The following is a 23,431-nucleotide window of genomic DNA, read 5'->3' as shown; positions in this document are numbered from 1 at the left end:
ATGCGCGTCCTGATTATTGAAGATGAAGAAAAAACCGCGGACTACCTGCACCGCGGCCTGACGGAGCAAGGCTACACCGTCGATGTGGCGCGCGAAGGCGTCGAGGGCTTGCACCTGGCGCTGGAAAACGACTACGCGGTGATCGTGCTCGACGTCATGCTGCCGGGCCTGGATGGCTTTGGCGTATTGCGTGCGTTGCGCGCGCGCAAGCAGACGCCGGTGATCATGCTCACCGCCCGCGAACGCGTGGAAGACCGCATTCGCGGCCTGCGTGAAGGCGCCGATGATTACCTGGGCAAGCCGTTTTCCTTCCTGGAACTGGTGGCGCGCCTACAAGCCCTGACCCGCCGCAGCGGTGGCCATGAACCGGTGCAGGTCACAGTCGCCGACCTGTGGATCGACCTGATCAGCCGCAAGGCCAGTCGCAATGGCCTGCGCCTGGACCTGACCGCCAAGGAGTTCTCGCTGCTCAGCGTGCTGGCGCGACGCCAGGGCGAGATCCTCTCCAAGACCGCGATTGCGGAAATGGTCTGGGACATCAATTTCGACAGCGACGCCAACGTGGTGGAAGTGGCGATCAAACGCCTGCGCGCCAAGCTGGACGGGCCGTTCGAACAAAAATTGCTGCACACCATTCGTGGCATGGGCTATGTGCTGGAGAGTCGCAGTGTCGACTAACTCAATCGCGCTGCGCCTGAGCGGCATGTTCACCCTGGTGGCGCTGCTGATTTTCGTATTGATCGGCGGTGCGCTGTATCAACAGGTGGACCGGGGCCTCGGCCTGTTGCCGGAGGCCGAACTGGATGCGCGCTACAGCGTGCTGGAGTCGTCGGTGGGCCGCTTCGGCACGCCCGATCATTGGGCGAAGATCACCAGCAAGCTCAAGCTGCTCAGTGAAGAAGACAAGCGCATCCGATTCTGGGTGGTCAGCAGCGATCCGTCCTACGAATATGGCAGCCCCGATGCGCAGATCCGCGCCTTTGCCGAGGGCGGCAGCGGCAAGCGCGATTTGCGTCTGCCAGGCTACGACCATCCGTTCAAGGCACTGGTGAGCCAGTTTCCGGCCAAGGACCAGCGGCCGCCGTTGCGTTTCATCATTGCCATCGACACCGAAAACTTCCACGCCACCCAGCATCATTTGCTGATGGCCCTGATCGGCCTGGCGTTTGTCGGTGTGGTGTTGGCCGCGCTGCTGGGGTTCTGGGTGTCGCGAATCGGCCTCAAGCCGCTGGGCAAACTCTCGGATGAGGCGCAAAAACTGGCACCGCCCAAGCTCTCCGGGCGTCTGCAGTTGTCACCGCTGCCGCCGGAGCTGAGCCAGTTCGTCAACTCGTTCAACGCCACGCTGGATCGTGTGGAACTCGCCTATTCGCGCCTGGAATCGTTCAACGCCGATGTAGCCCATGAGCTACGCTCGCCGCTGACCAACCTGATCGGCCAGACCCAAGTGGCGCTGACGCGCGGCCGCTCGGCTGAGCATTATTTCGAGGTCCTGCAATCCAACCTCGAAGAGCTGGAGCGCCTGCGTTCAATCATCAACGACATGCTGTTCCTCGCCAGCGCCGACCAGGGCAGCAAGGCCACCACGCTGATTGAAAGCTCGCTGGCCGACGAAGTGGCAACCACCCTCGACTACCTGGACTTCATCCTGGAAGACGCCCAGGTCCAGGTGCGCGTACGCGGTGACGCTACGGTACACATCGAAAGAGCCCACCTGCGCAGGGCCTTGATCAACCTGCTGAGCAATGCGGTGCAGCATACCGCGCCAGGGCAGGTCATCGATGTGAAGATAGACCTGCAGGCAAACCGGGTGGCAATCGCGGTGACCAATCCGGGTGCCGTGATCGCCAGCGAGCACTTGCCACGGCTGTTCGAGCGGTTCTATCGAGTTGATGCGTCGCGCAGCAACAGCGGCGGCAATCACGGCCTGGGGCTGGCCATCGTCAAGGCGATAGCGCTGATGCATGGCGGTGACGTGTTCGTGCGTAGCGAAGGCGGCGGCAATACCTTTGGTATCACCCTGCCCGTCTAGACACCTCGGATAAAAAATGTGGGAGCGGGCTTGCTCGCGAATACGGTGTGTCAGTGATACATAAGTTGACTGACCCACCGCATTCGCGAGCAAGCCCGCTCCCACACAAGCCCGCTCCCACATGGACTCTGCTTCTTTGCCACTGTTGCGATTTGGGCAACAGTCATTATCTTGTTACACTCTGTATCGCACCGCTCGCCCGCGTTAATTTGACGCACCGATGAGCGCGACGGCAAAGACAGTTATCCGCTTACCCGAATTTCCCTCGACTTATTTCCAGGGCTCTACACTGGGAATCTGTTTTAAAGCCGCTGACTTCAGCGGCTTTTTTTTGCCGTAAAAAAGGCCAGGAACACCCCCACGACATGGCCGTTTTCGATTGACCAAAGGAGCTCCACCGGTGAAGAACTCGCTGACGTTCACCCCGCTATTCCTGGCGATTGCAGCAACGATCGCCCCTCTCGCCCACGCGGCAGACACCACCCCCGCCGACGGTTTCGTCGAAGGCTCCCACCTCACGATCAACACCCGCAACTACTACATGAACCGCGACCGTCGCGATATTCACACCGATGACAGCAAGGAATGGGGCCAGGGTTTTCTCGGCACCTTTGAATCCGGCTACACCCAAGGCACCGTCGGCTTTGGCCTGGACGCCCACGCCATGCTCGGCCTCAAGCTCGACGGCGGTGGCGGCACCGACGGCTCCAGCATCCTTCCCTACGGCAGCGGCAACGGCATGGCGCCCGGCTCGTTCTCGACCGCCGGCGGCACCTTGAAAATGCGCGCATTCGACACCGAGCTGAAGGCCGGCGACCTGTTCCTCAACAACCCGGTGATCGCCGGCGGCATGACGCGCATGCTGCCGCAGACCTTTCGTGGCGTCAGCCTGAACAACCGCAGCTTCGACGGCTGGATGTTCGAAGGCGGCCAGGCCAGCTTCACCAAGCTCTACAACCAGAGCGGCCACCAGCGCATCGGCACCAGCTACGGCGCCCTGCCAAGCCATACCGACGCCCAGCACATCAACTGGGCCGGTGTGTCGTTCAGCGGCATCCCCGGGCTGACCAGCAACCTCTACGCCTCCGAACTCAAGGATGTATGGAACCAGTACTACTACGACCTGGACTACACCTACGCCCTGAACGACCTGGTCAGCCTCAATCCGGGCCTGCACTACTACCACACCCAGGACACCGGCCAATCGCTGCTGGGGGATATCGACAACAACACCTACAGCCTGCACTTCACCGTCGGCGTGGGTCATCACAGCGTCACCGCCGCCTACCAGCGGGTCAACGGCAACACGCCGTTCGACTACATCACCCAGGGCGACAGCGTGTACCTGGACAACTCCCAGCAATACTCGGACTTCAACGGCCCCAACGAACGGTCGTGGAAACTCAAGTACGCCTACGACTTCGCCGGCCTCGGCCTGCCTGGCCTGACCTCGGCCGTGTCCTACATCAGCGGCAAGACCGACCTGACCAAGGTCGACCCGCAAAGCCGTGGCTACAGCCGCTGGTACAGCGCCGATGGCAAGGACGCCAAGCATTGGGAACGGGACATCGACCTCAAATATGTGGTGCAAGGCGGCAAGGCCAAGGACTTGGCCGTGCGCCTGCAATGGGCGACCAACCGCGGCAGCAACGGTTATTCGGCGGTGGACAATGACGTGGATGAGTACCGCGTGATCGTCGACTACCCGATCAACGTGTTCTAAGCCGCGAACTTTCTTTCTTAACCAACTATTTAATTTTCATCGGGTAGCACTAAACTGCCAGCATTCCAAGTGCTGAAGTCTGCCCGATGAGCCAAGACCGTGGTCGTACCCTGCCTTTACGCCCAGAGCTATTGCTGCTGCTGGGCAGTGGCCTCACTGTCGCCCTTATCATGGTCATCGTCGCGGCGCTGCTGATCCGCGAACATGCCAGCACCCTGCAGTCGGCCAAGCGCGCCACCACCAACATTACCCAACTGATCAATGCCGATGTGCTGCGTAACGTCGAACTCTACGACATGGCGCTGCAAGGGCTGATCGCTGCCACCACGCGCAAGGACTTGGCGCAGGTGCCGGCGGATATCCGGCACCTGGTGCAGTTTGATCAATCCACGGCAGCGCCCTTCAAAGGTGAGGTGCTGTTGCTGGACGCCAATGGCGCGGTGGTCGCCGACTCTTCGACGCTGTGGCCAACGCCACGTAATTTCGCCTACCGCGATTATTTCCAGATTCATCAGAACAACGCCCAGGCAGGCCTGTTTATCAGCCGCCCGTTCAAGATCCGCTGCGCCTGCGATCAAGTGTGGCGCATCGCGTTCAGCCGACGCGTATCGGGGCCAAACGGTGAGTTTGCCGGCGTCGCCGTGGCCACCATGCGCCTGGCGTATTTCGATCAGTTGTTCAACCGCCTGACCATCGGCAATGGCAGCAGCGTGAACCTGATGAACACCCACGGCATTCTCCTCGCCCAGCAGCCGCTGCTGGAACGCGAAATGATCGATAAGGACCTCAGCGATCGCCCCAACTTCAAACGCATGTTGCGCGAAGGTGAAGGCAGTTTCCGGGCGATCTCCTCCATGAGCGGCAAAGAACGCTTGTACACCTTCAGCAACGTCGGTGAACTGCCGCTGATTGTGGTGGTGGCCCTGTCCAGCGAAGACGTGTTCGCGCCCTGGGAACGCGCCGCACTGTTGACCGCCGGCGCCACCGGCGTGTTGTGTATCGGCTTGTTGTGGTTGACCTGGATGCTGCGCCGGGAACTGCGCCGCCGTTATCGCACCGAGCGGGTGCTGTCAGAACTGGCAGCCACCGACGCCCTCACCGGCCTGGCCAACCGCCGTATTCTCGACGAACGCCTGCGCCTGGAATGGGACCGCGCGCAACGCTCGACCGAGCCGCTGACGCTGCTGATGATCGACGTGGACCACTTCAAGGCCTTCAACGACCGCCACGGCCATCACGGCGGCGATGAAGCATTGCGCACTGTGGCCCAGGTGATCGGTACCAATATCCGCCGCCCTGCCGACTTGGCCGCACGCTATGGCGGTGAAGAGTTTGCGGTGGTGCTGCCGCACACCGATGCCAAGGGCGCCGAGGTGATCGCCGAACATATCCGCAGCGGCATCGAGCATTTGCCTAGGGTGGCGGGCGATGAGCGGCCGATCACGGTGAGTATTGGGATGAGCACGTGGGACAAGCGCAGCCGTATGTCGTTGGAGGCGTTGTTGTTGAGTGCGGACCAAGCGCTGTATGAGGCCAAGCACACTGGGCGCAACCGGATTGTGGATGCTGCGACCCTCTGACTGATCGTTCCCACGCTCCGCGTGGGAACGCAGCCCTGGACGCTCCGCGTCCGCCCTTGAAAGCTGGACGCGAAGCGTCCAAAGAGGCATTCCCACGCAGAGCGTGGGAACGAGCAAGATCTCCGTAGGGCTTGAATTGCAGGCATAAAAAAAGGCCACCCGAAGGCAGCCTTTCAAAACTAAAGAAAGAGAGTTGTTACTTACACCGCCGCAACGGGACGCATGTAAGAGATCGGTGCGGTGCTGGCATCTTCGAAGGTCACGACTTCCCAAGCGTCTGTCTGCTCAATCAACTTGCGCAGCAGCTGGTTGTTAAGGGCGTGGCCCGACTTGAAGCCTTTGAACTCGCCTATCAGGCTATTGCCCAGCAGGTAGAGGTCACCGATTGCATCGAGGATCTTGTGCTTCACGAATTCGTCTTCATAGCGAAGGCCGTCTTCGTTCAGTACACCATCCGCGTCGACCACAATGGCGTTTTCAACGCTGCCGCCGAGTGCGAGGTTGTGCTTGCGCAGGTACTCGATGTCACTCATGAAACCAAAGGTACGGGCGCGGCTGACTTCTTTTACGAACGAAGTGCTGGAAAAATCCACGCTTGCACTTTGGGTGCGGTCACGGAATACCGGGTGATCGAAATCGATCTCAAAGCTCACTTTAAAGCCTTCGAACGGGACGAAGGTGGCGCGCTTGTCGCCGTCTTCTACTGTCACTTCCCGCAGAATGCGAATGAACTTCTTGGCTGCGTCCTGTTCTTCCAGGCCGGCAGATTGAATCAGGAATACGAAAGGTCCAGCGCTACCATCCATGATCGGGACTTCAGACGCGGAGAGCTCGACGTAGGCGTTATCGATGCCCAGGCCAGCCATGGCCGAGAGCAAGTGCTCCACCGTGTCCACTTTGACGTCACCGTTGACCAATGTGGTCGACATGGTGGTTTCGCCAACGTTTTCCGCGCGAGCAGGAATCTGCACCACAGGGTCCAGGTCGGCACGAACAAACACGATGCCGGTGTCGACAGGTGCAGGTTTGAGGGTCAGGTATACCTTCTCCCCGGAGTGCAGACCTACACCTGTGGCACGGATAATATTCTTCAGGGTGCGTTGTTTAATCATGGCTTGGACCGCTTGAGCGCAAATTGCGAACTGGTATCAACAAAGGCTGGCGATAATAGCAGACCAGACCTTTGCTGAACACCAATCACCTTCATAGCCCTGATACATTCCATCAATCGGCCTGACGACGCAGGAATGCCGGGATGTCCAGGTAGTCCAGATCATCTTGCGGATTCGGGCTACGGGACGCCGCAGCACCGGCCTGAGCCTGGTTGCGCATCACGGTCGGACGGTCCAGGTCACGGTAGTTCACCGACGGCAGTTCCTGGCGCGAAGGCGCTGGAGCGGCAGCCGCTTGGCTCACCTGGCTGGTGTGCAGGGTGTTGTCGATGACCTTCACAGGCTTCTCGATCTTGGCACCCAGGCCGGTCGCAACCACGGTCACGTGCAGTTCGTCGCGCATGTCCGGGTCGATAACGGTACCGACTTTGACCATGGCGTGCTCGGAAGCGAAGGCTTCGATGATGCTACCCACGTCGGAGTACTCACCCAGGGACAGGTCAGGACCGGCGGTGATGTTCACCAGGATGCCGCGTGCGCCTTGCAGGTTCACGTCTTCCAGCAACGGGTTGCGGATGGCCGCTTCAGTGGCTTCACGCGCACGGTTCGGACCGCTGGCGCAGCCAGTGCCCATCATCGCCATGCCCATTTCGCTCATCACGGTACGTACGTCGGCAAAGTCGACGTTGATCATGCCTGGGCGCTTGATGATGTCGGAGATACCGCGAACGGCACCGGCCAGTACATCGTCAGCCTTGGCGAATGCGGACAGCAGGCTCGCGTCCTTGCCCAGGATGGTCAGCAGCTTCTCGTTGGGAATGGTGATCAACGAGTCGACGCTTTCAGACAGCAGACGGATGCCTTCGTCGGCGATCTGCATGCGCTTGCGGCCTTCGAACGGGAACGGACGTGTCACGACCGCGACAGTCAGAATGCCCATTTCCTTGGCCACTTCGGCAATGATCGGCGCTGCACCGGTACCGGTACCGCCGCCCATGCCCGTGGTGATGAACACCATGTTGGTGCCTTGCAGCACTTCGGCAATACGCTCGCGGTCTTCCAGGGCGGCTTGACGGCCGACTTCCGGATTGGCGCCAGCGCCGAGGCCTTTGGTCACCGCGGTGCCCAATTGCAGGATGGTCCGCGCGCCGATGCTTTTCAGCGCCTGGGCATCAGTGTTGGCGCAGATGAATTCAACGCCTTCAATGTTGCTCTTGACCATATGGTTGACAGCGTTGCCGCCGCCACCGCCGACACCGATCACTTTGATGACCGGGCTTGCGGGGATGTTGTCTACGAGTTCGAACATGTTCCCTCTCCTTTCGTTTTCTCTAGTTTTTTCGCCTACTGCTTCCAGCGGTGTTGCGGTAAAGCTTTAAAAATTGCCTTTGACCCACGCTTGCAGACGCTCGAACAACGGCGCTTTCGCTTCGTCGTCACTGCGGTAGCTGTCGCGGATGCTCGGGCCCGACAGGGAAATGCCGTCGGTCTGCTTTTGCAGGCCGTACAACAGCAAACCCACGCCAGTGGAATAAATCGGGTTGCGCACCACGTCGCCCAGACCTTTGACGCCATGGGGCACGCCCAGGCGCACCGGCATGTGGAAGATTTCCTCGGCCAGTTCGACCGCGCCTTCCATCTTCGAGGTGCCACCGGTCAGCACGATGCCGGCCGGGATCAAATCTTCGTAGCCGCTGCGACGCAGTTCCGCCTGGATCAGGGTGAACAGCTCGTCGTAGCGCGGTTCGACCACTTCGGCCAGGGCCTGGCGCGACAGTTCGCGCGGTGGACGGTCGCCCACGCTTGGCACCTTGATGGTCTCGCCGGCGCCGGCCAGTTTGGCCAGGGCACAGGCGTAGCGGATCTTGATTTCTTCGGCGTACTGGGTCGGTGTGCGCAGCGCCATGGCGATGTCGTTGGTCACCTGGTCACCGGCAATCGGGATCACGGCGGTGTGACGGATCGCACCTTCGGTGAAGATCGCGATGTCGGTGGTACCGCCGCCGATGTCCACCAGGCATACGCCCAGTTCTTTTTCGTCGTCGGTCAGCACGGAGTAAGCCGATGCCAGCTGCTCCAGAATGATGTCGTCGATTTCCAGGCCGCAGCGGCGCACGCATTTTTCAATGTTCTGTGCGGCGTTGACGGCGCAGGTCACCACGTGAACCTTGGCTTCCAGACGTACGCCCGACATGCCCAGGGGCTCGCGAACGCCTTCCTGGTTATCGATCACGTAGTCCTGCGGCAGGGTGTGCAGCACACGCTGGTCAGCCGGGATCGCCACGGCCTGGGCAGCGTCGAGTACACGCTCAAGGTCGGCGGCGCTGACTTCACGGTCGCGGATCGCCACGATGCCGTGGGAGTTCAGGCTGCGGATATGGTTGCCCGCCACGCCGACGAACGCCGAGTGAATCCGGCAACCGGCCATCAGCTGCGCTTCTTCGATGGCGCGCTGGATCGACTGCACGGTGGACTCGATGTTCACCACCACGCCCTTCTTCAGGCCCCGGGACGGATGCGTGCCGATACCGACGATCTCGATTACGCCGTCTTCTCCGACCTCGCCGACCAGCGCCACCACCTTGGAGGTGCCGATATCGAGACCGACGATCATTTTGCCGCTTTGCACGTTTGCCATGGGTCCTGCCTCTTCTTAATTCTTCGCGACAGCGGGTTGCGCTGCCGTGGGCGCAGCCGGTTCACGCCAGCCGACGGCAAGGCCGTTGGCGTAACGCAGGTCGACGCTCGCAATGTTCGTAATCTGTTCTTTCAAGGTCTTGTCATAGATGGCAATAAAGCGGCGCATCTTTTCCACCAGGCGGTCGCGTCCGAGCAACAACTGGATGCCCGGGCCGGAACTGCCGGCCCCGGTAGTCAAAAACCAACTGCCCCGCTCACGCAATTCCAGGCGTGCAATGGAGAAGCCCATTGGCCGCAGCATCTGGCTCAAGGCCTGGTACTGCTGCATCACTTGCTGCTGCGCCCGCTGCGGCCCGAACAACTGCGGCAGGTGCTCGTAGTTGGCCAGTTCACGCGGGGTGAACGCCTGGCCCTGGTTGTTCAACAGCGCTTCGTCACCCCAACGGGCCACGGGCAGTTGTTCTTCCAGGCGGATCGTCACCTGGTCCGGCCAGACGCGGCGGACTTCGGCGTGGGCGATCCACGGCATCTGTTCCAGCTCACCGCGCATACCGGCCAGGTCGATGGTAAAGAAGCTCGCCGCCAGGTACGGGCCGATGCGCTGCTGTACTGCCTGCTGGCTGATGTAGCTCAAGTCGCCCTGCACGCTGATCTTGGTGATCGGTCGGTCCGCATACGGCAACAGGCGCTGCGCGCCCTCGTAGGTGCCGAAGCCCAACACCACCAGCAACACCGGCCAGAACAGCGCCTTGAGAAAACCAAAGTTGGCTTTCGGCAGGCGCGCCGACATCGGCTCTTTAGCCACCATGCGGCTGGCACCCCGTGGCACCGGCTTGCGGCCGGGTGTTGGGGGTTGCTGATGTCGAAGCGATGCGCCGTTCATGTCTGTCAGCCTCTAGGCTCAATGCTTGCTGCGAGGATCGCCAGCACCAACTGCTGGAAGTCCAGGCCCGCTGCACGAGCAGCCATGGGTACCAGGCTGTGATCGGTCATGCCGGGAGCGGTGTTGACTTCCAGGAACCAGAAATTCCCTTGGTCATCCTGCATCACGTCTGCCCGCGCCCAACCGGCGATACCCAGCGCCTCACAGGCTTTCGCCGTGAGGTCCATCAATTCCTGTTCCTTGGTTGCGTCGAGGCCGCACGGGATCCGGTACTGGGTATCGGAGGCCACGTACTTGGCGTCGTAGTCGTAAAAGGTGTGGGGCGTGCCCAATGCGATAGGCGGCAACACCTGGCCACGCAGGGTGGCGATGGTGAACTCGGGACCTTGAATCCACTGTTCCACCAACACTTGTGAGTCGTAGGTACTTGCCGCTTTCCATGCGTCGATCAATTCGGCGGCCGAGTTCACTTTGGCCATGCCGATACTGGAGCCTTCATGGGCAGGTTTGACGATCAAAGGCAGGCCCAGTTCCTTGGCTGCAGAAATACAATCGTCTTCGCTGCACAAAACGCTGTGACGCGGGGTTGGAATACCCAGGCTGTGCCACACCTGCTTGGTGCGCAGCTTGTCCATGGCCAGCGCGGAAGCAAGAATGCCGCTGCCGGTGTACGGGATGCCGGCGCATTCCAACAGGCCTTGCATGCTGCCGTCTTCACCGCCACGGCCGTGGAGGATGACGAAGGCGCGGTCGATCTTCTCGGCCTGCAAGCGGGCGAGGAAGTCATCACCCACGTCGATGCCGAAGGCGTTCACGCCAGCACTTTGCAGGGCTTCAAGCACGGCATTGCCGGACTTGAGCGACACTTCGCGCTCAGCACTTTTGCCGCCGAACAATACCGCTACGCGACCGAAGTCGGCAGGGGCGATTTTGGAGAACAGGGAGGCGTAGTCAGTGATCATTTCGACTTCCCCTTCTCGGCGGCGGCAAACAGCGGGCTCGCCAGCAATTTCGGGGCAAGGCCACCAATGTCACCGGCGCCCTGGCACAGCAGGATGTCGCCGGCACGCAGCAGCGGCTTGACGATTGGCGCCAGGTCCACGCCACGCTCGATGTAGATCGGGTCCAATTGGCCACGCTGACGGATGCTGTTGCACAGCTTGCGGCTGTCGGCGCCCGGGATCGGTTCTTCACCGGCCGGGTACACCTCCATCAGCAGCAGCACGTTGGCATCGGCCAATACATTGACGAAATCGTCGTACAGATCGCGGGTACGGCTGTAGCGGTGCGGCTGGTAGACCATCACCAGGCGGCGCTCCGGCCAGCCACCGCGCACGGCCTTGATCACGGCCGCGACTTCGGTCGGGTGGTGACCGTAGTCGTCCACCAGCATCACGTCGCCGCCTTCTACCGGCAGTTGGCCGTAGACCTGGAAGCGCCGACCCACGCCGGCAAAACGCGACAGGCCTTCGACGATGGCTTCATCGCTGACACCCTCGTCGCTGGCGATGCAGATGGTCGCCAGGGAGTTCAATACGTTGTGGTTGCCCGGCATGTTCACCGATACATCCAGCGGCTCGCGATCAGGGCGCAGCACGGTGAAGAAGGTTTGCATGCCTTCCTGGCGCACATTGATCGCGCGCACGTCAGCGTCTTCGCTGAAGCCGTAGGTCACGGTCGGGCGCTTGACCTGGGGCAGGATTTCACGCACCACCGGGTCGTCCAGGCACACCACGGCCAAACCGTAGAACGGCAGGTTGTGCAGGAACTCGACGAAGGTTTTCTTCAACTTGTTGAAGTCACCGTCGTAGGTGGCCATGTGGTCTTCGTCGATGTTGGTGACGACGGCGACCAGCGGCTGCAGGTGCAGGAAGCTCGCGTCGCTTTCATCGGCTTCGGCGATCAGGTAACGGCTGGTGCCCAGTTGTGCATTGGTGCCGGCTGCATTCAGGCGGCCACCGATCACAAAGGTCGGGTCCAGGCCACCGGCGGCGAACACCGAGGCGATCAGGCTGGTGGTGGTGGTCTTGCCATGGGTACCGGCGACGGCGATGCCGTGGCGATAACGCATCAGCTCGGCCAGCATCTCGGCACGTGGCACCACCGGAATACGGCGCTCAAGGGCGGTGGCCACTTCCGGGTTGGAAGTGTTCACGGCACTGGACACCACCAGCACATCGGCTTCGGCGGCGTTCTCGGCACGGTGGCCGATAAAGATCTGGGCGCCGAAGCTTTTCAGGCGATCAGTGACCGGCGACTCTTTCAAGTCCGAGCCGGACACCTGGTAGCCCAGGTTCAGCAACACTTCGGCAATGCCGCACATGCCCACGCCGCCGATACCGACGAAGTGGATACGACGGATGCGGCGCATCTCGGGATGTGGCATGGCTTTCTGATTCTCAACCATGGGCCACCTCCAGGCAGATATCGACCACGGTGCGGGTTGCGTCAGGTTTGGCCAGGCGGCTTGCGGTGCTCGCCATGCTGTTGAGTCGTTCCGGTTGCATCAAAACCTCGGTCAGGCGTGCGGCCAAATCGGCGGCGCCAGTCGTTCTTTGCGGCAGCAGGAAGGCAGCGCCCTCCCCGGCCAAATATTCGGCGTTGCGGGTCTGGTGATCGTCGATTGCGTGGGGCAAAGGCACCAGCAAGGACGGCAGACCGGCGGCGGCCAGTTCACTGACGGTCAACGCGCCGGAGCGGCAGACCACCAGGTCGGCCCAGCCATAGGCTTGGGCCATGTCTTTGATGAAGGGCTGGACGTTCGCCTCGACACCGGCTTCGCGATAGCGCGAGGCGGTGACTTCACCATGATCTTTGCCGGCCTGATGGAAGACCTCCGGACGCAATTCCACAGGGAGTTGCGCCAGGGCTTCCGGCAGCAGTTTGTTCAACGGCTCGGAGCCCAGGCTGCCGCCCATGATCAGCAGGTGCGCCTTGCGCCCGCTCAGTGCTTCGCGAGCGATGTCCATGAACAGTTCGGTGCGCACCGGGTTGCCGGTGGTGCGCAGTTTGTCGGATGCGTCGAAAGTCTTCGGGAAGGCCTCGCACACCCGTGCAGCCAAGGGCACCAACAGGCGGTTGGCAGTCCCGGCCACGGCGTTCTGCTCGTGCACGATCACCGGCACACCGGCGAGCTTGGCGGCGACGCCACCCGGGCCGGTCACATAACCACCAAAGCCCAGCACACACACCGGCTGCACTTCGCGAATCACCTTGCGCGCCTGCCACACCGCCTTGAGCAACACGAACGGCGCCTTGAGCAGGGACAACTTGCCCTTGCCACGCAGGCCAGTGACGTTGATCAGGTGCAGCGGCAAACCGGCATTCGGCACCAAGTCGTTTTCGATACCGCGCGGCGTGCCCAACCAGTGCACGGTGTAGCCACGGTTCTGGAATTCACGCGCGCACGCCAAGGCCGGGAACACATGGCCCCCGGTGCCGCCCGCCATGATCAGCACGTTAGCGCCCATGGGTTGGCTCCTCGGCAAAATCGCTCTCACTGAATTCCATCTCTTCGCTGCCCAAGTGGGTTCGACTCTCCCACTCGATGCGCAGCAACAAGCCCAGGCACGCGCAGCAAATCACCAACGAACTGCCGCCGTAACTGAGGAACGGCAAGGTCAGGCCCTTGGTCGGCAGCAGACCGACGTTCACGCCGATGTTGATCAGGAACTGGCCGATCCACAGGAACGACAAGCCGTACGCCACATACGCGGCGAAATACTGTTTGGCCTTCTCGGCCCACAAGCCGATGTACATGCCGCGTACACACACGAACACGAACAGCGCGACGGTGCACAACGACCCCACCACGCCGAGTTCTTCGGCGAGTACCGAGAACACGAAGTCGGTGTGGGCTTCCGGCAGGTAGAACTGCTTTTGCACGCTGTTGCCCAGACCCACGCCCAGCCACTCGCCGCGCCCGAACGCGATCAACGCCTGGGTCAACTGGTAGCCGGAACCGAACTGATCGGACCACGGATCGGTAAAGGTAATCAGACGGGCCATCCGGTAGGGTTGCGCCTGCACCAGGATGGTCACGGCCGCGACGGCCAGTACCACCATCAAGGTGAAACGGAACAGGCCGACGCCGCCCAGGAATAGCATCGCCGCCGCGGCGCCCATCATCACGACGGTGGCACCGAAGTCGGGCTCCATCAGCAACAGGCCAGCCATGGGCAGCAGCACGATGAACGGCTTGAAGAAGCCCATCCAGCTTTCGCGCACTTCTTTCTGGCGACGCACCAGGTAGCCGGCCAGGTAGATCACCACGAACACCTTGGCGATTTCCGACGGCTGCACGTTGAACGCACCGAAGCCGATCCAGCGCATCGAACCGTTCACCTCGCGGCCGATGCCTGGCAGGATCACCATGATCAGCAAGCCAAACGCGCCGATCAGCATCAGCCAACCCAGGCGCTGCCAGGTGGCGATGGGAATCATCATGGTCACGATGCACGCGCCGAGGCCGATCACCAGATACACCAAGTGACGGATCATCATGTACAGGGTGTTGCCCGACTGCACGGCGGCCACTTCGGACGATGCCGACGTGATCATCACCAGGCCCAGGCCCAGCAGCGCGAGGCAACCGGCAAGCATGGGGAAGTCGAGGTCGATACCGCGCCCGGTGATGATCGGCGACGGGTACGGCTTGATGATGTTTCTCAGACCGAGGCTCATACCAAAGCCTCCACGGCGCGGGCGAACAACTGGCCGCGCTCTTCGTAGTTCTTGAACATGTCGAAGCTGGCGCACGCCGGCGACAGCAGCACCGCATCGCCCGGCTGGGCCAGGGCCTTGCACTGGGCAATGGCGTCGTCCAGGGACGTGGCGCGCACTTGCGGCACCGCGTCACCAAGGGCGGCGGCGATCAGGTCGGAATCCCGGCCCATCAGTACCACGGCGCGGCAATGTGCGGCGACCGGGCCTTTAAGGTCCTTGAAGTCGGCGCCCTTGCCATCGCCACCGGCGATCAGCACCAGCTTGCCGTCGATATCGGCACCCAGGCCTTCGATGGCAGCCAATGCGGCGCCGACGTTGGTGGCCTTGGAATCGTTGTAATAGTTGACGCCATCGAGTTCGCGCACCCATTGGCAGCGATGCTCAAGACCGCCGAAGCTGCGCAGCGCCGACAACATGGCATCGAACGGCAAGCCCACGGCATGCCCAAGTGCCAGCGCCGCGAGGGCGTTGGACTGGTTATGGGCGCCACGGATTTTCAGCTCGCGCACCGGCATCAGGTTCTGGAATTCGAAGGCCAGGTATTTCTCGCCGTTCTCTTCACGAATGCCGAAGGCTTTGAAGTCGGGTTTGCCGAGACCAAAGGTCCAGCAAGGCATGCCCTCACCCATCAGCGGACGGCTCAGGGCATCCTGGCGGTTGACCACAAATTGCTTGGCGCCACGGAAGATCCGGTGCTTGGCCAGGTGATAAGCCGGCAGGCCGCTGTAGCGGTCCATGTGGTCTTCACTCACGTTCAACACAGTGGCCACTTCGGCACCGAGGTCGTGGGTGGTTTCCAGTTGGAAGCTCGACAGCTCCATCACGTATAACTCGACGTCGTCGCTGAGCAGGTCCAGTGCCGGCACGCCAAGGTTGCCGCCCACGGCGACGCGCTTGCCGGCCGCAGCCGCCATCTCGCCGACCAGGGTGGTCACGGTGCTTTTTGCATTGGAGCCGCTGATGGCCACAATCGGCGCCTTCGCGTTACGCGCGAACAGGTCGATGTCACCGGACAGCTTCACGCCACGTGCGGCGGCGGCTTGCAGGGCCGGTGTCGCCAGGGCCAGGCCGGGGCTCACGTAGAGCTCGTCGGCACGGCACAGAAACTCGACATCCAGCTCGCCACAACGCACTTCCACGTGCGGGTAGTCACGGCGCAGCGTGACCAGCTCCGGTGGATTTTCCCGCGTATCGGCGACGGCAAACGACGTGCCCCGGTTCGCCAGGAAGCGAACGAGGGACATGCCGCTCTTGCCGAGGCCGACAACGATGCGGAAGTGGTCTGAAGCGATCAGGGACACTCGTTTCTACCTCAGTTTCAGGGTGGCAAGGCCGACCAGCACGAGAATCACGGTGATGATCCAGAAACGGACGATCACACGCGGCTCAGGCCAGCCCTTGAGTTCAAAGTGGTGGTGAATCGGCGCCATGCGGAACACGCGGCGCCCGGTCAACTTGAAGGAGGCCACCTGGATGACCACCGACAGGGTTTCCATCACGAACACACCGCCCATGATGAACAGCACGATTTCCTGGCGCACGATCACGGCGATGGTGCCCAGGGCTGCGCCGAGCGCCAGTGCGCCGACGTCGCCCATGAACACTTGCGCCGGATAGGTGTTGAACCACAGGAAGCCCAGGCCGGCACCGATCAGCGCGCCGCAGAACACGATCAGCTCGCCCGCGCCCGGTACGTAGGGGATCAGCAGGTATTCAGCGAATTTCACGTTACCCGACAGGTAGCAGAAGATGCCGAGCGCGCCGCCCACCATCACCGTCGGCATGATCGCCAGGCCGTCGAGGCCGTCGGTGAGGTTCACCGCGTTGCTGGAGCCGACGATCACGAAATAGGTCAGCACCACGAAGCCCACGCCCAGTGGAATGCTGGCGTCCTTGAGCATCGGGATGATCAGGGTGGTTTCCACCGCACTTGGCGCCGTCATGAACAGGAAGATCGCTGCACCCAGGCCGAATACCGACTGCCAGAAATACTTCCAGCGGCTTGGCAGCCCCTTGGAGTTTTTCTCGATCACTTTGCGGTAGTCATCGACCCAGCCGATGGCGCCAAACAACAGGGTCACCAGCAACACCGTCCACACGTAGCGGTTGTGCAGGTCGGCCCAGAGCAAGGTGCTGATGCCAATCGACGACAGGATCAACGCGCCGCCCATGGTCGGAGTACCGGATTTGGACAGGTGCGACTGCGGGCCGTCATTACGAACCGATTGACCAATTTGCAGGTTCTGCAGGGTGCGGATCATCCACGGCCCCAAAAACAGCGACAGCGACAGCGCGGTCAGCACACCCAGGATCCCGCGCAGGGTCAGGTACTGAAAGACCGCGAAGCCTTTGTGGAACTGTTGCAGATACTCAGCCAGCAGCAGCAGCATTAATGTTTCTCCGTACTTGAGCCACACAAGGCCGCGACGACGTTTTCCATCACCGCGCTGCGCGATCCCTTGATCAAAATAGTGGTTTGTTTGTCGTGTTCGGCCGCCGCCAGCGCCTGGATCAACTCGGCCTGGGTGGCGAAATGCCGTGCGCCGGGGCCGAAGGCATTGACCGCGTGGGCCATGTTCGTACCCACGGCATACAGCGCGTCGACCTTGCCAGCGGCATAGGCACCGACTTCGCGGTGGCCTTGCTCAGCCCAGTCGCCCAGCTCACCGATATCACCGAGCACCAGCACCTTGCGGCCGGCAAAGCCCTTCAGCAGATCAACGGCGGCATTAATGGAGGACGGGTTGGCGTTGTAGGTGTCATCGATCACACGCATGCCATTGGTCGCCAACTGCGCCACCGTACGGCCCTTGACCGGCTGCACCGCACCCAGGCCAGCGGCAATACCGAACAGCGACACGCCCAGGGCGTGGGCGGCAGCGGCGGCGGCCAGTGCATTGGCGACGTTATGGTTGCCCAGCAGGTTCAACTGCACCTGCTCACTGCCTTGTGGCGTGTGCAAGGTGAAGGACGGGCAGCCACGGGCATCAACGGTGATGTTGGACGCATGGAAATCAGCCGCGGCATTGCGCACGGCAAACGTCAGGGCCTTGCGACCGGCGGCGCGTACACGCCAGGTCTCGAAGGCCTTGTCGTCCAGATTCAATACAGCGGTGCCCGAGGCATCGAGGCCCTCAAGGATTTCGCCCTTGGCTTCGACAATTTTCTCCGGGCCGCCGAACTCGCCGACGTGGGCGGTACCGGCGTTGTTGATGATCGCCACGTGGGGCTTGGTCAGCGCCACGGTGTAGGCGATCTCGCCAATGCGCGACGCGCCCAGCTCGATGACGGCCGCCGTGTGCTCCGGGGCCAGTTCGAGCAGGGTCAGCGGTGCGCCAAAATCATTGTTCAGGTTGCCACGGGTAGCGAGCACCGGGCCGCGCGTGCGCAGGATGCCGGCGAGCAGTTCCTTGACCGTGGTCTTGCCGCTGGAGCCGGTGATGGCTGCAACAGGCTTATCGAACGCGGCACGGTTCAGCGCGCCCAACTGGCCCAGGGCCAAGCGGGTATCGGCGACCAGCAATTGCGGCAAGGTGGAATCTGCCACTTCACGCTGCACCAAGGCGCCCACGGCACCTTTGGCAGCGACGTCATTCAGGTAGTCGTGACCATCGAAACGCGGGCCCGCCAAGGCGACGAACAATTGGCCCGGCTTGATGTTGCGACTGTCGATACTGACACCGTCGAAGCGGCAATCGCTCGACAGTACACGGGCCGCCAGGGCCTGGGTCAGTTCGCTGAATGTCATCGCCTTAAGCATGGGCGACCTCCCAGGCGGTCAAGGCGTGATCGGCCTCGACCAGATCGGAGAAGGCATGGCGTTCGCCGTTGATTTCCTGGTAGTCCTCGTGCCCCTTGCCGGCCAGCACCACGACGTCATCCACACCGGCGCTGGCAATCAGCTGGGCAATGGCGGCGCCCCGTCCGGCGACAAACGTCACCTTGGACGCGTCTTTGAAGCCGACACGGATGTCGTCGAAAATCTGGCTCGGGTCTTCGCTGCGCGGGTTGTCGTCGGTGACGAGCACACCGTCTGCGAGGCGCTCGACGATCTCGGCCATCAACGGACGCTTGCCGCGATCACGGTCGCCGCCGCAGCCGAACAGGCAAAGCAATTTGCCCTTGGCATGTGGGCGCAGGGCGACCAGGACTTTTTCCAGGGCATCCGGGGTGTGGGCGTAATCGACCACCACCAGTGGCTGCGAACCGCCACCCAAACGCTGCATGCGACCGACCGGGCCTTCCAGCTTGGGCAGAACCCGCAGGATTTCGTCGAGGGCGTAATCCAGGCCGAGCAACGCGCCGACAGCGGCGAGGACATTGCTCAGGTTGAAGCGACCGAGCAGGCTGCTACGCAGATGGTGCTCGCCTTGTGGCGTCACCAGCGTGGCACGCACGCCCTCGTCATTAAATTGGGCATCGCGGCAATACAGGTACGCACTGGAATCTTCCAGGCTGTAGCTGATCAGGCGCGACTCATGCTCTTGCGCCGCCAACTGGCGACCGAATTCGTCGTCCAGGTTCACCACCCGGCACTTCAGGTCATTCCAGGCAAACAGCTTGGCCTTTTCGGCAGCGTAAGCCTCCATGGTGCCGTGGTAGTCCAGGTGATCGCGGGAAAGGTTGGTCATCACCGCCACATCAAAGGCCAGCGCAGCAACGCGGCCCTGATGCAAACCGTGGGACGAGACTTCCATGGCAACCGCCTTGGCACCGGCCTTTTTCAGGTCGGCCAGGGTCGCTTGCACGGCGATAGGGTTCGGCGTGGTGTGCAGGCCGCTGTGCAGCGCGCCATAAAAACCGGTGCCAAGGGTGCCGATAATGCCGCAGTGCTGACCGAGCAGATCCAAGGCCTGGGCGACCAACTGGGTCACGCTGGTCTTGCCATTGGTGCCGGTGACGCCCACCAGATTGACGTGACGGCTCGGGTCGCCATAAAAACGCCCGGCGATGTCCGACAGCTGTTTGGCCAGGCCCTTGACCGGAATCAACGGCACGTCAGTGATCGGCAGCACGGTAGCGCCTTCCACTTCATAAGCCACCGCCGCCGCGCCGCGCTGCAAAGCATCGGCGATATGGTCACGACCATCGACCTTGCCACCCGGCACGGCCAGGAACAGGTCACCGGCACGCACATTGCGGCTGTCCAGGCTCAGCTCGCGGATCAATAGATCGCGGCCAGCGTGGGCGAAAATCTTGTTCAGGCTCAGAGACATCAGCCGCGCCCTCCATTGGCTTTTACGGCAGCGGCCGGTGGTCCGGCGTTCGCTTGTTGGGTCGGCGGCAGGTTGTCCGGCGTGATGTTCATCAGGCGCAGGGTGCCGGACATCACTTTGCTGAACACCGGCGCCGATACCAGGCCACCGAAGTAGCCCGCTTTACTCGGTTCATCGATCACTACGACGATGGCGTAGCGCGGGTCGCTCATCGGGCCGAAGCCGGCGAACAGCGAACGGTAGGAGTTTTCGGCATAGCCCTTGGTGCCCACCGACGTTTTACGCGCGGTACCGGACTTGCCTGCCACGTGATACGCCGGCACCTGCGCACGGAACACGCCACGTGGGGCTTCGATCACTTGTTGCAGCATGCCTTGCATGGTCTTGGCGACGTTTTCCGGGATCACCTGGGTGGCTTTCGGCGCTTCGTCGACATGGATCAGGCTCAGCGGAACCATGCGGCCATTGTTGGCCAAAACAGAGAACGCGTGGGCCAGCTGGATCGCGGTCACCGACAGGCCGTAGCCGTAGGACAGCGTGGCGGTCTCGGCTTTTTTCCAGTCGCGGTAGTTCGGCAGGTTGCCCACGCGCTCACCTGGAAAATCGAGGCCGGTGGGTTGGCCCAGGCCGATTTTCTGCGCCAGGTGGTAGATGGTTTCGCCGCCGATATCGAAGGCGACCTTACTCATGCCCACGTTACTGGAGTTGATCAGGATACCTGTCAGATCCAGCACCGGACCTTCGGTGCGGGACACGTCACGAATGGTGTATTTGCCCAACTGCAAGGTACCCGGATACACCTCGACCTTGTCGCTGGGCTTCCAGCGGCCGGTTTCGAGGGCGGCACTCATGGAGATGGCTTTCATGGTCGAACCCGGTTCGAACACGTCGATCATCGCGCGGTTACGCATCATCGCCGGTTGCAGGTTGCGACGGTTGTTCGGGTTGTAGGTCGGCTGGTTGACCATGGCGAGGATCTCGCCGGTCTTCACGTCCATGATCACCAGGCTGCCGGCCTTGGCGCCGTTCTCGATGATCGCGTTACGCAGCTCGCGGTTGGCCAGGTATTGCAGGCGCAAGTCAATCGACAACGCCAAGGGCTTACCGGCCTTGGCGTTTTTGGTGACTTGGACATCCTTGATCAGTCTGCCGCGCCGATCCTTGATGACTTGTCGTTTGCCGGGAACCCCGGCCAGCCATTCATCGTAGGCCAGTTCCACGCCTTCGCGACCGTGGTCGTCGATGTCGGTAAAGCCGACCATATGGGCGGTGGTTTCACCGGCGGGATAGAAACGACGGAACTCCTCGATGCCATAGACACCGGGGACTTTAAGGTCGAGCACTTGCTGGCCCTGTTCAGGGGTGAGCCCGCGAACAAGGTAGATGAATTCTTTGTTGGCCTGGGCTTCCAGGCGTTCGGCCAGGGCTTTCGGGTCTTGGCCGAGGGCACTGGCCAGTGCCGGCCAGCGATCCTTGGCCACCTGCAATTCCTTGGCGTTGGCCCACAGGGTGGTCACCGGGGTACTGACGGCCAGGGGCTCGCCGTTACGGTCGGTGATCAGGCCGCGGTGTGCAGGAATCGGGATATGACGCAGGCTACGGGCGTTGCCCTCGCCGATCAGGAAGTCGCGATCGACCACTTGCAGATCGATGATCCGCCAGGCAATCGCGCCCACCATCAATGCCAGCAAGCCGAGCATCAGGCGGAAGCGCCATGGGTAGAGCGCGCCTTCGAGTTTCATCATGGCGCCACCATGCGGACTTCGGCCGCGCCAGGGATGTGCATTTTCAGCTGTTCGGTGGCCAGCACTTCGATACGGCTATGGGCCGTCCAGGTGCTTTGTTCCAGGATCAGCCGGCCCCATTCCGCTTGCGCCTTGTCGCGCACACTCAACTCCCCATACAGGGTGTTGAGCAATTGGCGGTTGTAGTGGGCGCTGTAGGACACCGCAATCGCGGACACCAGCACGCCGACGTACAGCAGCATCATGAAGAAGCTGCCGCCCGGGAGGGGCTTGGCAAAAAGCTTGCTCACCGCAGCTTCTCGGCAACGCGCATGACAGCGCTGCGGGAGCGTGGGTTGGCCTTGAGTTCGGCTTCGGAAGCGAACTGCGCTTTGCCATGGATTTTGATTTTCGGCACAAAGGCTTCGAAACGTACCGGCAAGTTGCGCGGCAGGTTGTCGGACTCACCCTTGACCAGGCGACGCATGAACAGTTTGACGATACGGTCTTCCAGGGAGTGGAAGCTGATCACCACCAGGCGACCGCCCACTTCCAAGGCGTCCAGCGCGGCTTCGAGGCCCGCCTCCAGATCGCCCAATTCGTTGTTGACGTGAATGCGCAGGCCCTGGAACGCACGGGTTGCCGGGTTCTTGCCCTTTTCCCACGCCGGATTGGCGACTTTCAGCACTTCGGCCAGGTCGGCGGTGCGCTCGAACGGCTGGATTTCACGACGCTCGACCACGGCACGGGCCATGCGACCGGCGAAGCGCTCTTCACCGTATTCCTTGAACACGCGGGTGATTTCTTCATGGGGCGCGGTGGCGATGAACTGCGCAGCGCTGATGCCCCGGGTAGGGTCCATGCGCATGTCGAGGGGGCCATCGTTCATGAAACTGAAGCCGCGCTCAGGGTCGTCAAGCTGTGGCGAAGACACACCCAGGTCGAGCAAAACCCCGGCCACCTTGCCTGCCATGCCGCGTTCGGCCACTTCGGCACCCAGCTCGGCAAAGCTGCGCTGCACAACGACAAAGCGGCCGTCTTCGGCCGCTAGCGCTTGCCCGGTGGCAATCGCTTGGGGGTCTTTATCGAACCCGAGGAGTTTACCGTCGGACCCGAGCTGGCTGAGTATCAACCGGCTGTGCCCGCCCCTGCCGAATGTGCCATCCAGATAGCAACCATCCGCGCGCACGGCGAGAGCCTCAACGGCTTCGTCAAGCAATACGGTGATGTGGTTAAAGCCGCTATCAATAGTCACAGGATCAAATCACGCAGTTCATCAGGCATGGCGCCCGGTTGTTGAATAGCAGCCAGGTCAGCTGCAGAAACAGCATCCCAGGCATCTTCGTCCCACAATTGGAACTTGTTCAGTTGGCCCACCAGCATTGCGCGCTTGTCCAGCTTGGCGTACTCGCGCAAACGCGGCGGCACCAGGAAACGACCACTGCCATCGAGCTCAAGGTCAACGGCATTGCCAATCAGCAAACGCTGCAGGCGGCGGTTTTCTTCACGCAATGAAGGCAAGGCACGCAACTTGGTTTCAATCAGTTCCCACTCATCGAGGGGGTAAACACATAAACAAGGGTCAACGGCATCGATAGTGATGATCAACTGCCCGGAACTTCGCGAAATCAGCTCGTCACGATACCGGCTCGGCATAGCGAGACGGCCTTTTGCATCGAGACTGATAGCGTTAGCTCCGCGAAACACAGATGCGTTTCTCCAAATTTTAGCGTTTTACGTTCAAAAAACCCACTTTGTGCCACTTTCCGCCACTTGCGCACACTATAGGAATGCGC

Annotated in this window: 20 protein-coding genes; 4 read left to right on the top strand and 16 right to left on the bottom strand. The window is 61.7% G+C overall.

Annotation, left to right across the window (positions count from 1 at the left end):
- From ACZRMO_RS01455 to ACZRMO_RS01440, 4 genes are all read left to right on the top strand, one after another.
- Complete coding sequence (locus ACZRMO_RS01455) at positions 1–678, top strand: heavy metal response regulator transcription factor (protein WP_124527423.1); 678 nt, start codon at positions 1–3, stop codon at positions 676–678.
- Positions 668–2,032, top strand: coding sequence for a heavy metal sensor histidine kinase (locus ACZRMO_RS01450; RefSeq protein WP_463971649.1), 1,365 nt, complete (start codon positions 668–670; stop codon positions 2,030–2,032). Before ACZRMO_RS01455 ends, ACZRMO_RS01450 begins: the two co-directional genes overlap by 11 nt.
- A 400-nt stretch (positions 2,033–2,432) precedes the next feature.
- The gene (locus ACZRMO_RS01445; protein ID WP_463971648.1) at positions 2,433–3,755 is read left to right on the top strand and encodes an OprD family porin; all 1,323 of its coding nucleotides are present in this window, start codon (positions 2,433–2,435) and stop codon (positions 3,753–3,755) included.
- Positions 3,756–3,841: 86 nt separating this feature from the next.
- Complete coding sequence (locus ACZRMO_RS01440; protein WP_463971647.1) at positions 3,842–5,335, top strand: sensor domain-containing diguanylate cyclase; 1,494 nt, start codon at positions 3,842–3,844, stop codon at positions 5,333–5,335.
- A gap of 200 nt (positions 5,336–5,535) precedes the next feature.
- Here the strand turns inward: ACZRMO_RS01440 and lpxC are convergent, their stop codons facing one another.
- From lpxC to mraZ, 16 genes are all read right to left on the bottom strand, one after another.
- Positions 5,536–6,447 (bottom strand): UDP-3-O-acyl-N-acetylglucosamine deacetylase, encoded by a 912-nt coding sequence (gene lpxC / locus ACZRMO_RS01435; protein WP_003171886.1) that lies wholly within the window; start codon positions 6,445–6,447, stop codon positions 5,536–5,538.
- 112 nt (positions 6,448–6,559) lie between these two features.
- Positions 6,560–7,756, bottom strand: coding sequence for a cell division protein FtsZ (gene ftsZ, locus ACZRMO_RS01430; protein ID WP_017738690.1), 1,197 nt, complete (start codon positions 7,754–7,756; stop codon positions 6,560–6,562).
- A 66-nt stretch (positions 7,757–7,822) separates the two neighbouring features.
- Positions 7,823–9,085: a cell division protein FtsA gene (gene ftsA, locus ACZRMO_RS01425; RefSeq protein ID WP_017738691.1), complete on the bottom strand. Its 1,263-nt coding sequence runs from the start codon at positions 9,083–9,085 to the stop codon at positions 7,823–7,825.
- A 15-nt stretch (positions 9,086–9,100) separates the two neighbouring features.
- Complete coding sequence (locus tag ACZRMO_RS01420) at positions 9,101–9,970, bottom strand: cell division protein FtsQ/DivIB (protein WP_463971646.1); 870 nt, start codon at positions 9,968–9,970, stop codon at positions 9,101–9,103.
- Between the two features lie 5 nt (positions 9,971–9,975).
- The gene (locus ACZRMO_RS01415; protein ID WP_463971645.1) at positions 9,976–10,932 is read right to left on the bottom strand and encodes a D-alanine--D-alanine ligase; all 957 of its coding nucleotides are present in this window, start codon (positions 10,930–10,932) and stop codon (positions 9,976–9,978) included.
- Positions 10,929–12,377, bottom strand: coding sequence for a UDP-N-acetylmuramate--L-alanine ligase (gene murC, locus ACZRMO_RS01410; RefSeq protein WP_124527428.1), 1,449 nt, complete (start codon positions 12,375–12,377; stop codon positions 10,929–10,931). The genes ACZRMO_RS01415 and murC overlap by 4 nt, the downstream gene beginning before the upstream one ends.
- On the bottom strand, positions 12,370–13,440 hold the full coding sequence (murG, locus tag ACZRMO_RS01405) for an undecaprenyldiphospho-muramoylpentapeptide beta-N-acetylglucosaminyltransferase (RefSeq protein WP_463971644.1): 1,071 nt from the start codon (positions 13,438–13,440) through the stop codon (positions 12,370–12,372). Before murG ends, murC begins: the two co-directional genes overlap by 8 nt.
- Entirely contained in the window at positions 13,430–14,653 is a 1,224-nt protein-coding gene (ftsW, locus tag ACZRMO_RS01400) for a putative lipid II flippase FtsW (protein ID WP_463971643.1), read from the bottom strand. The genes murG and ftsW overlap by 11 nt, the downstream gene beginning before the upstream one ends.
- Positions 14,650–15,996 (bottom strand): UDP-N-acetylmuramoyl-L-alanine--D-glutamate ligase, encoded by a 1,347-nt coding sequence (murD, locus tag ACZRMO_RS01395; protein ID WP_207040027.1) that lies wholly within the window; start codon positions 15,994–15,996, stop codon positions 14,650–14,652. Before murD ends, ftsW begins: the two co-directional genes overlap by 4 nt.
- A 6-nt stretch (positions 15,997–16,002) precedes the next feature.
- Positions 16,003–17,085 (bottom strand): phospho-N-acetylmuramoyl-pentapeptide-transferase, encoded by a 1,083-nt coding sequence (mraY, locus tag ACZRMO_RS01390; protein WP_017738698.1) that lies wholly within the window; start codon positions 17,083–17,085, stop codon positions 16,003–16,005.
- Positions 17,085–18,455, bottom strand: coding sequence for a UDP-N-acetylmuramoyl-tripeptide--D-alanyl-D-alanine ligase (locus tag ACZRMO_RS01385; protein WP_463971642.1), 1,371 nt, complete (start codon positions 18,453–18,455; stop codon positions 17,085–17,087). Before ACZRMO_RS01385 ends, mraY begins: the two co-directional genes overlap by 1 nt.
- Positions 18,448–19,911 carry a UDP-N-acetylmuramoyl-L-alanyl-D-glutamate--2,6-diaminopimelate ligase gene (locus tag ACZRMO_RS01380; protein ID WP_463971641.1) on the bottom strand — a complete coding sequence of 488 codons (1,464 nt, stop codon included), beginning with the start codon at positions 19,909–19,911 and terminating at the stop codon, positions 18,448–18,450. Before ACZRMO_RS01380 ends, ACZRMO_RS01385 begins: the two co-directional genes overlap by 8 nt.
- Complete coding sequence (locus tag ACZRMO_RS01375) at positions 19,911–21,653, bottom strand: peptidoglycan D,D-transpeptidase FtsI family protein (protein ID WP_017738701.1); 1,743 nt, start codon at positions 21,651–21,653, stop codon at positions 19,911–19,913. The genes ACZRMO_RS01380 and ACZRMO_RS01375 overlap by 1 nt, the downstream gene beginning before the upstream one ends.
- The gene (gene ftsL, locus ACZRMO_RS01370) at positions 21,653–21,946 is read right to left on the bottom strand and encodes a cell division protein FtsL (protein WP_017738702.1); all 294 of its coding nucleotides are present in this window, start codon (positions 21,944–21,946) and stop codon (positions 21,653–21,655) included. Before ftsL ends, ACZRMO_RS01375 begins: the two co-directional genes overlap by 1 nt.
- Positions 21,943–22,890 (bottom strand): 16S rRNA (cytosine(1402)-N(4))-methyltransferase RsmH, encoded by a 948-nt coding sequence (gene rsmH / locus ACZRMO_RS01365; protein ID WP_026137039.1) that lies wholly within the window; start codon positions 22,888–22,890, stop codon positions 21,943–21,945. The genes ftsL and rsmH overlap by 4 nt, the downstream gene beginning before the upstream one ends.
- Positions 22,887–23,342: a division/cell wall cluster transcriptional repressor MraZ gene (gene mraZ, locus ACZRMO_RS01360; RefSeq protein WP_003171868.1), complete on the bottom strand. Its 456-nt coding sequence runs from the start codon at positions 23,340–23,342 to the stop codon at positions 22,887–22,889. The genes rsmH and mraZ overlap by 4 nt, the downstream gene beginning before the upstream one ends.
- Positions 23,343–23,431 lie beyond the last annotated feature (89 nt).

This window comes from Pseudomonas sp. B611 (assembly GCF_055407965.1).
The sequence above is the reverse complement of the archived record's forward strand: the minus strand, read 5'-3'. Positions and strand labels throughout refer to the sequence as shown.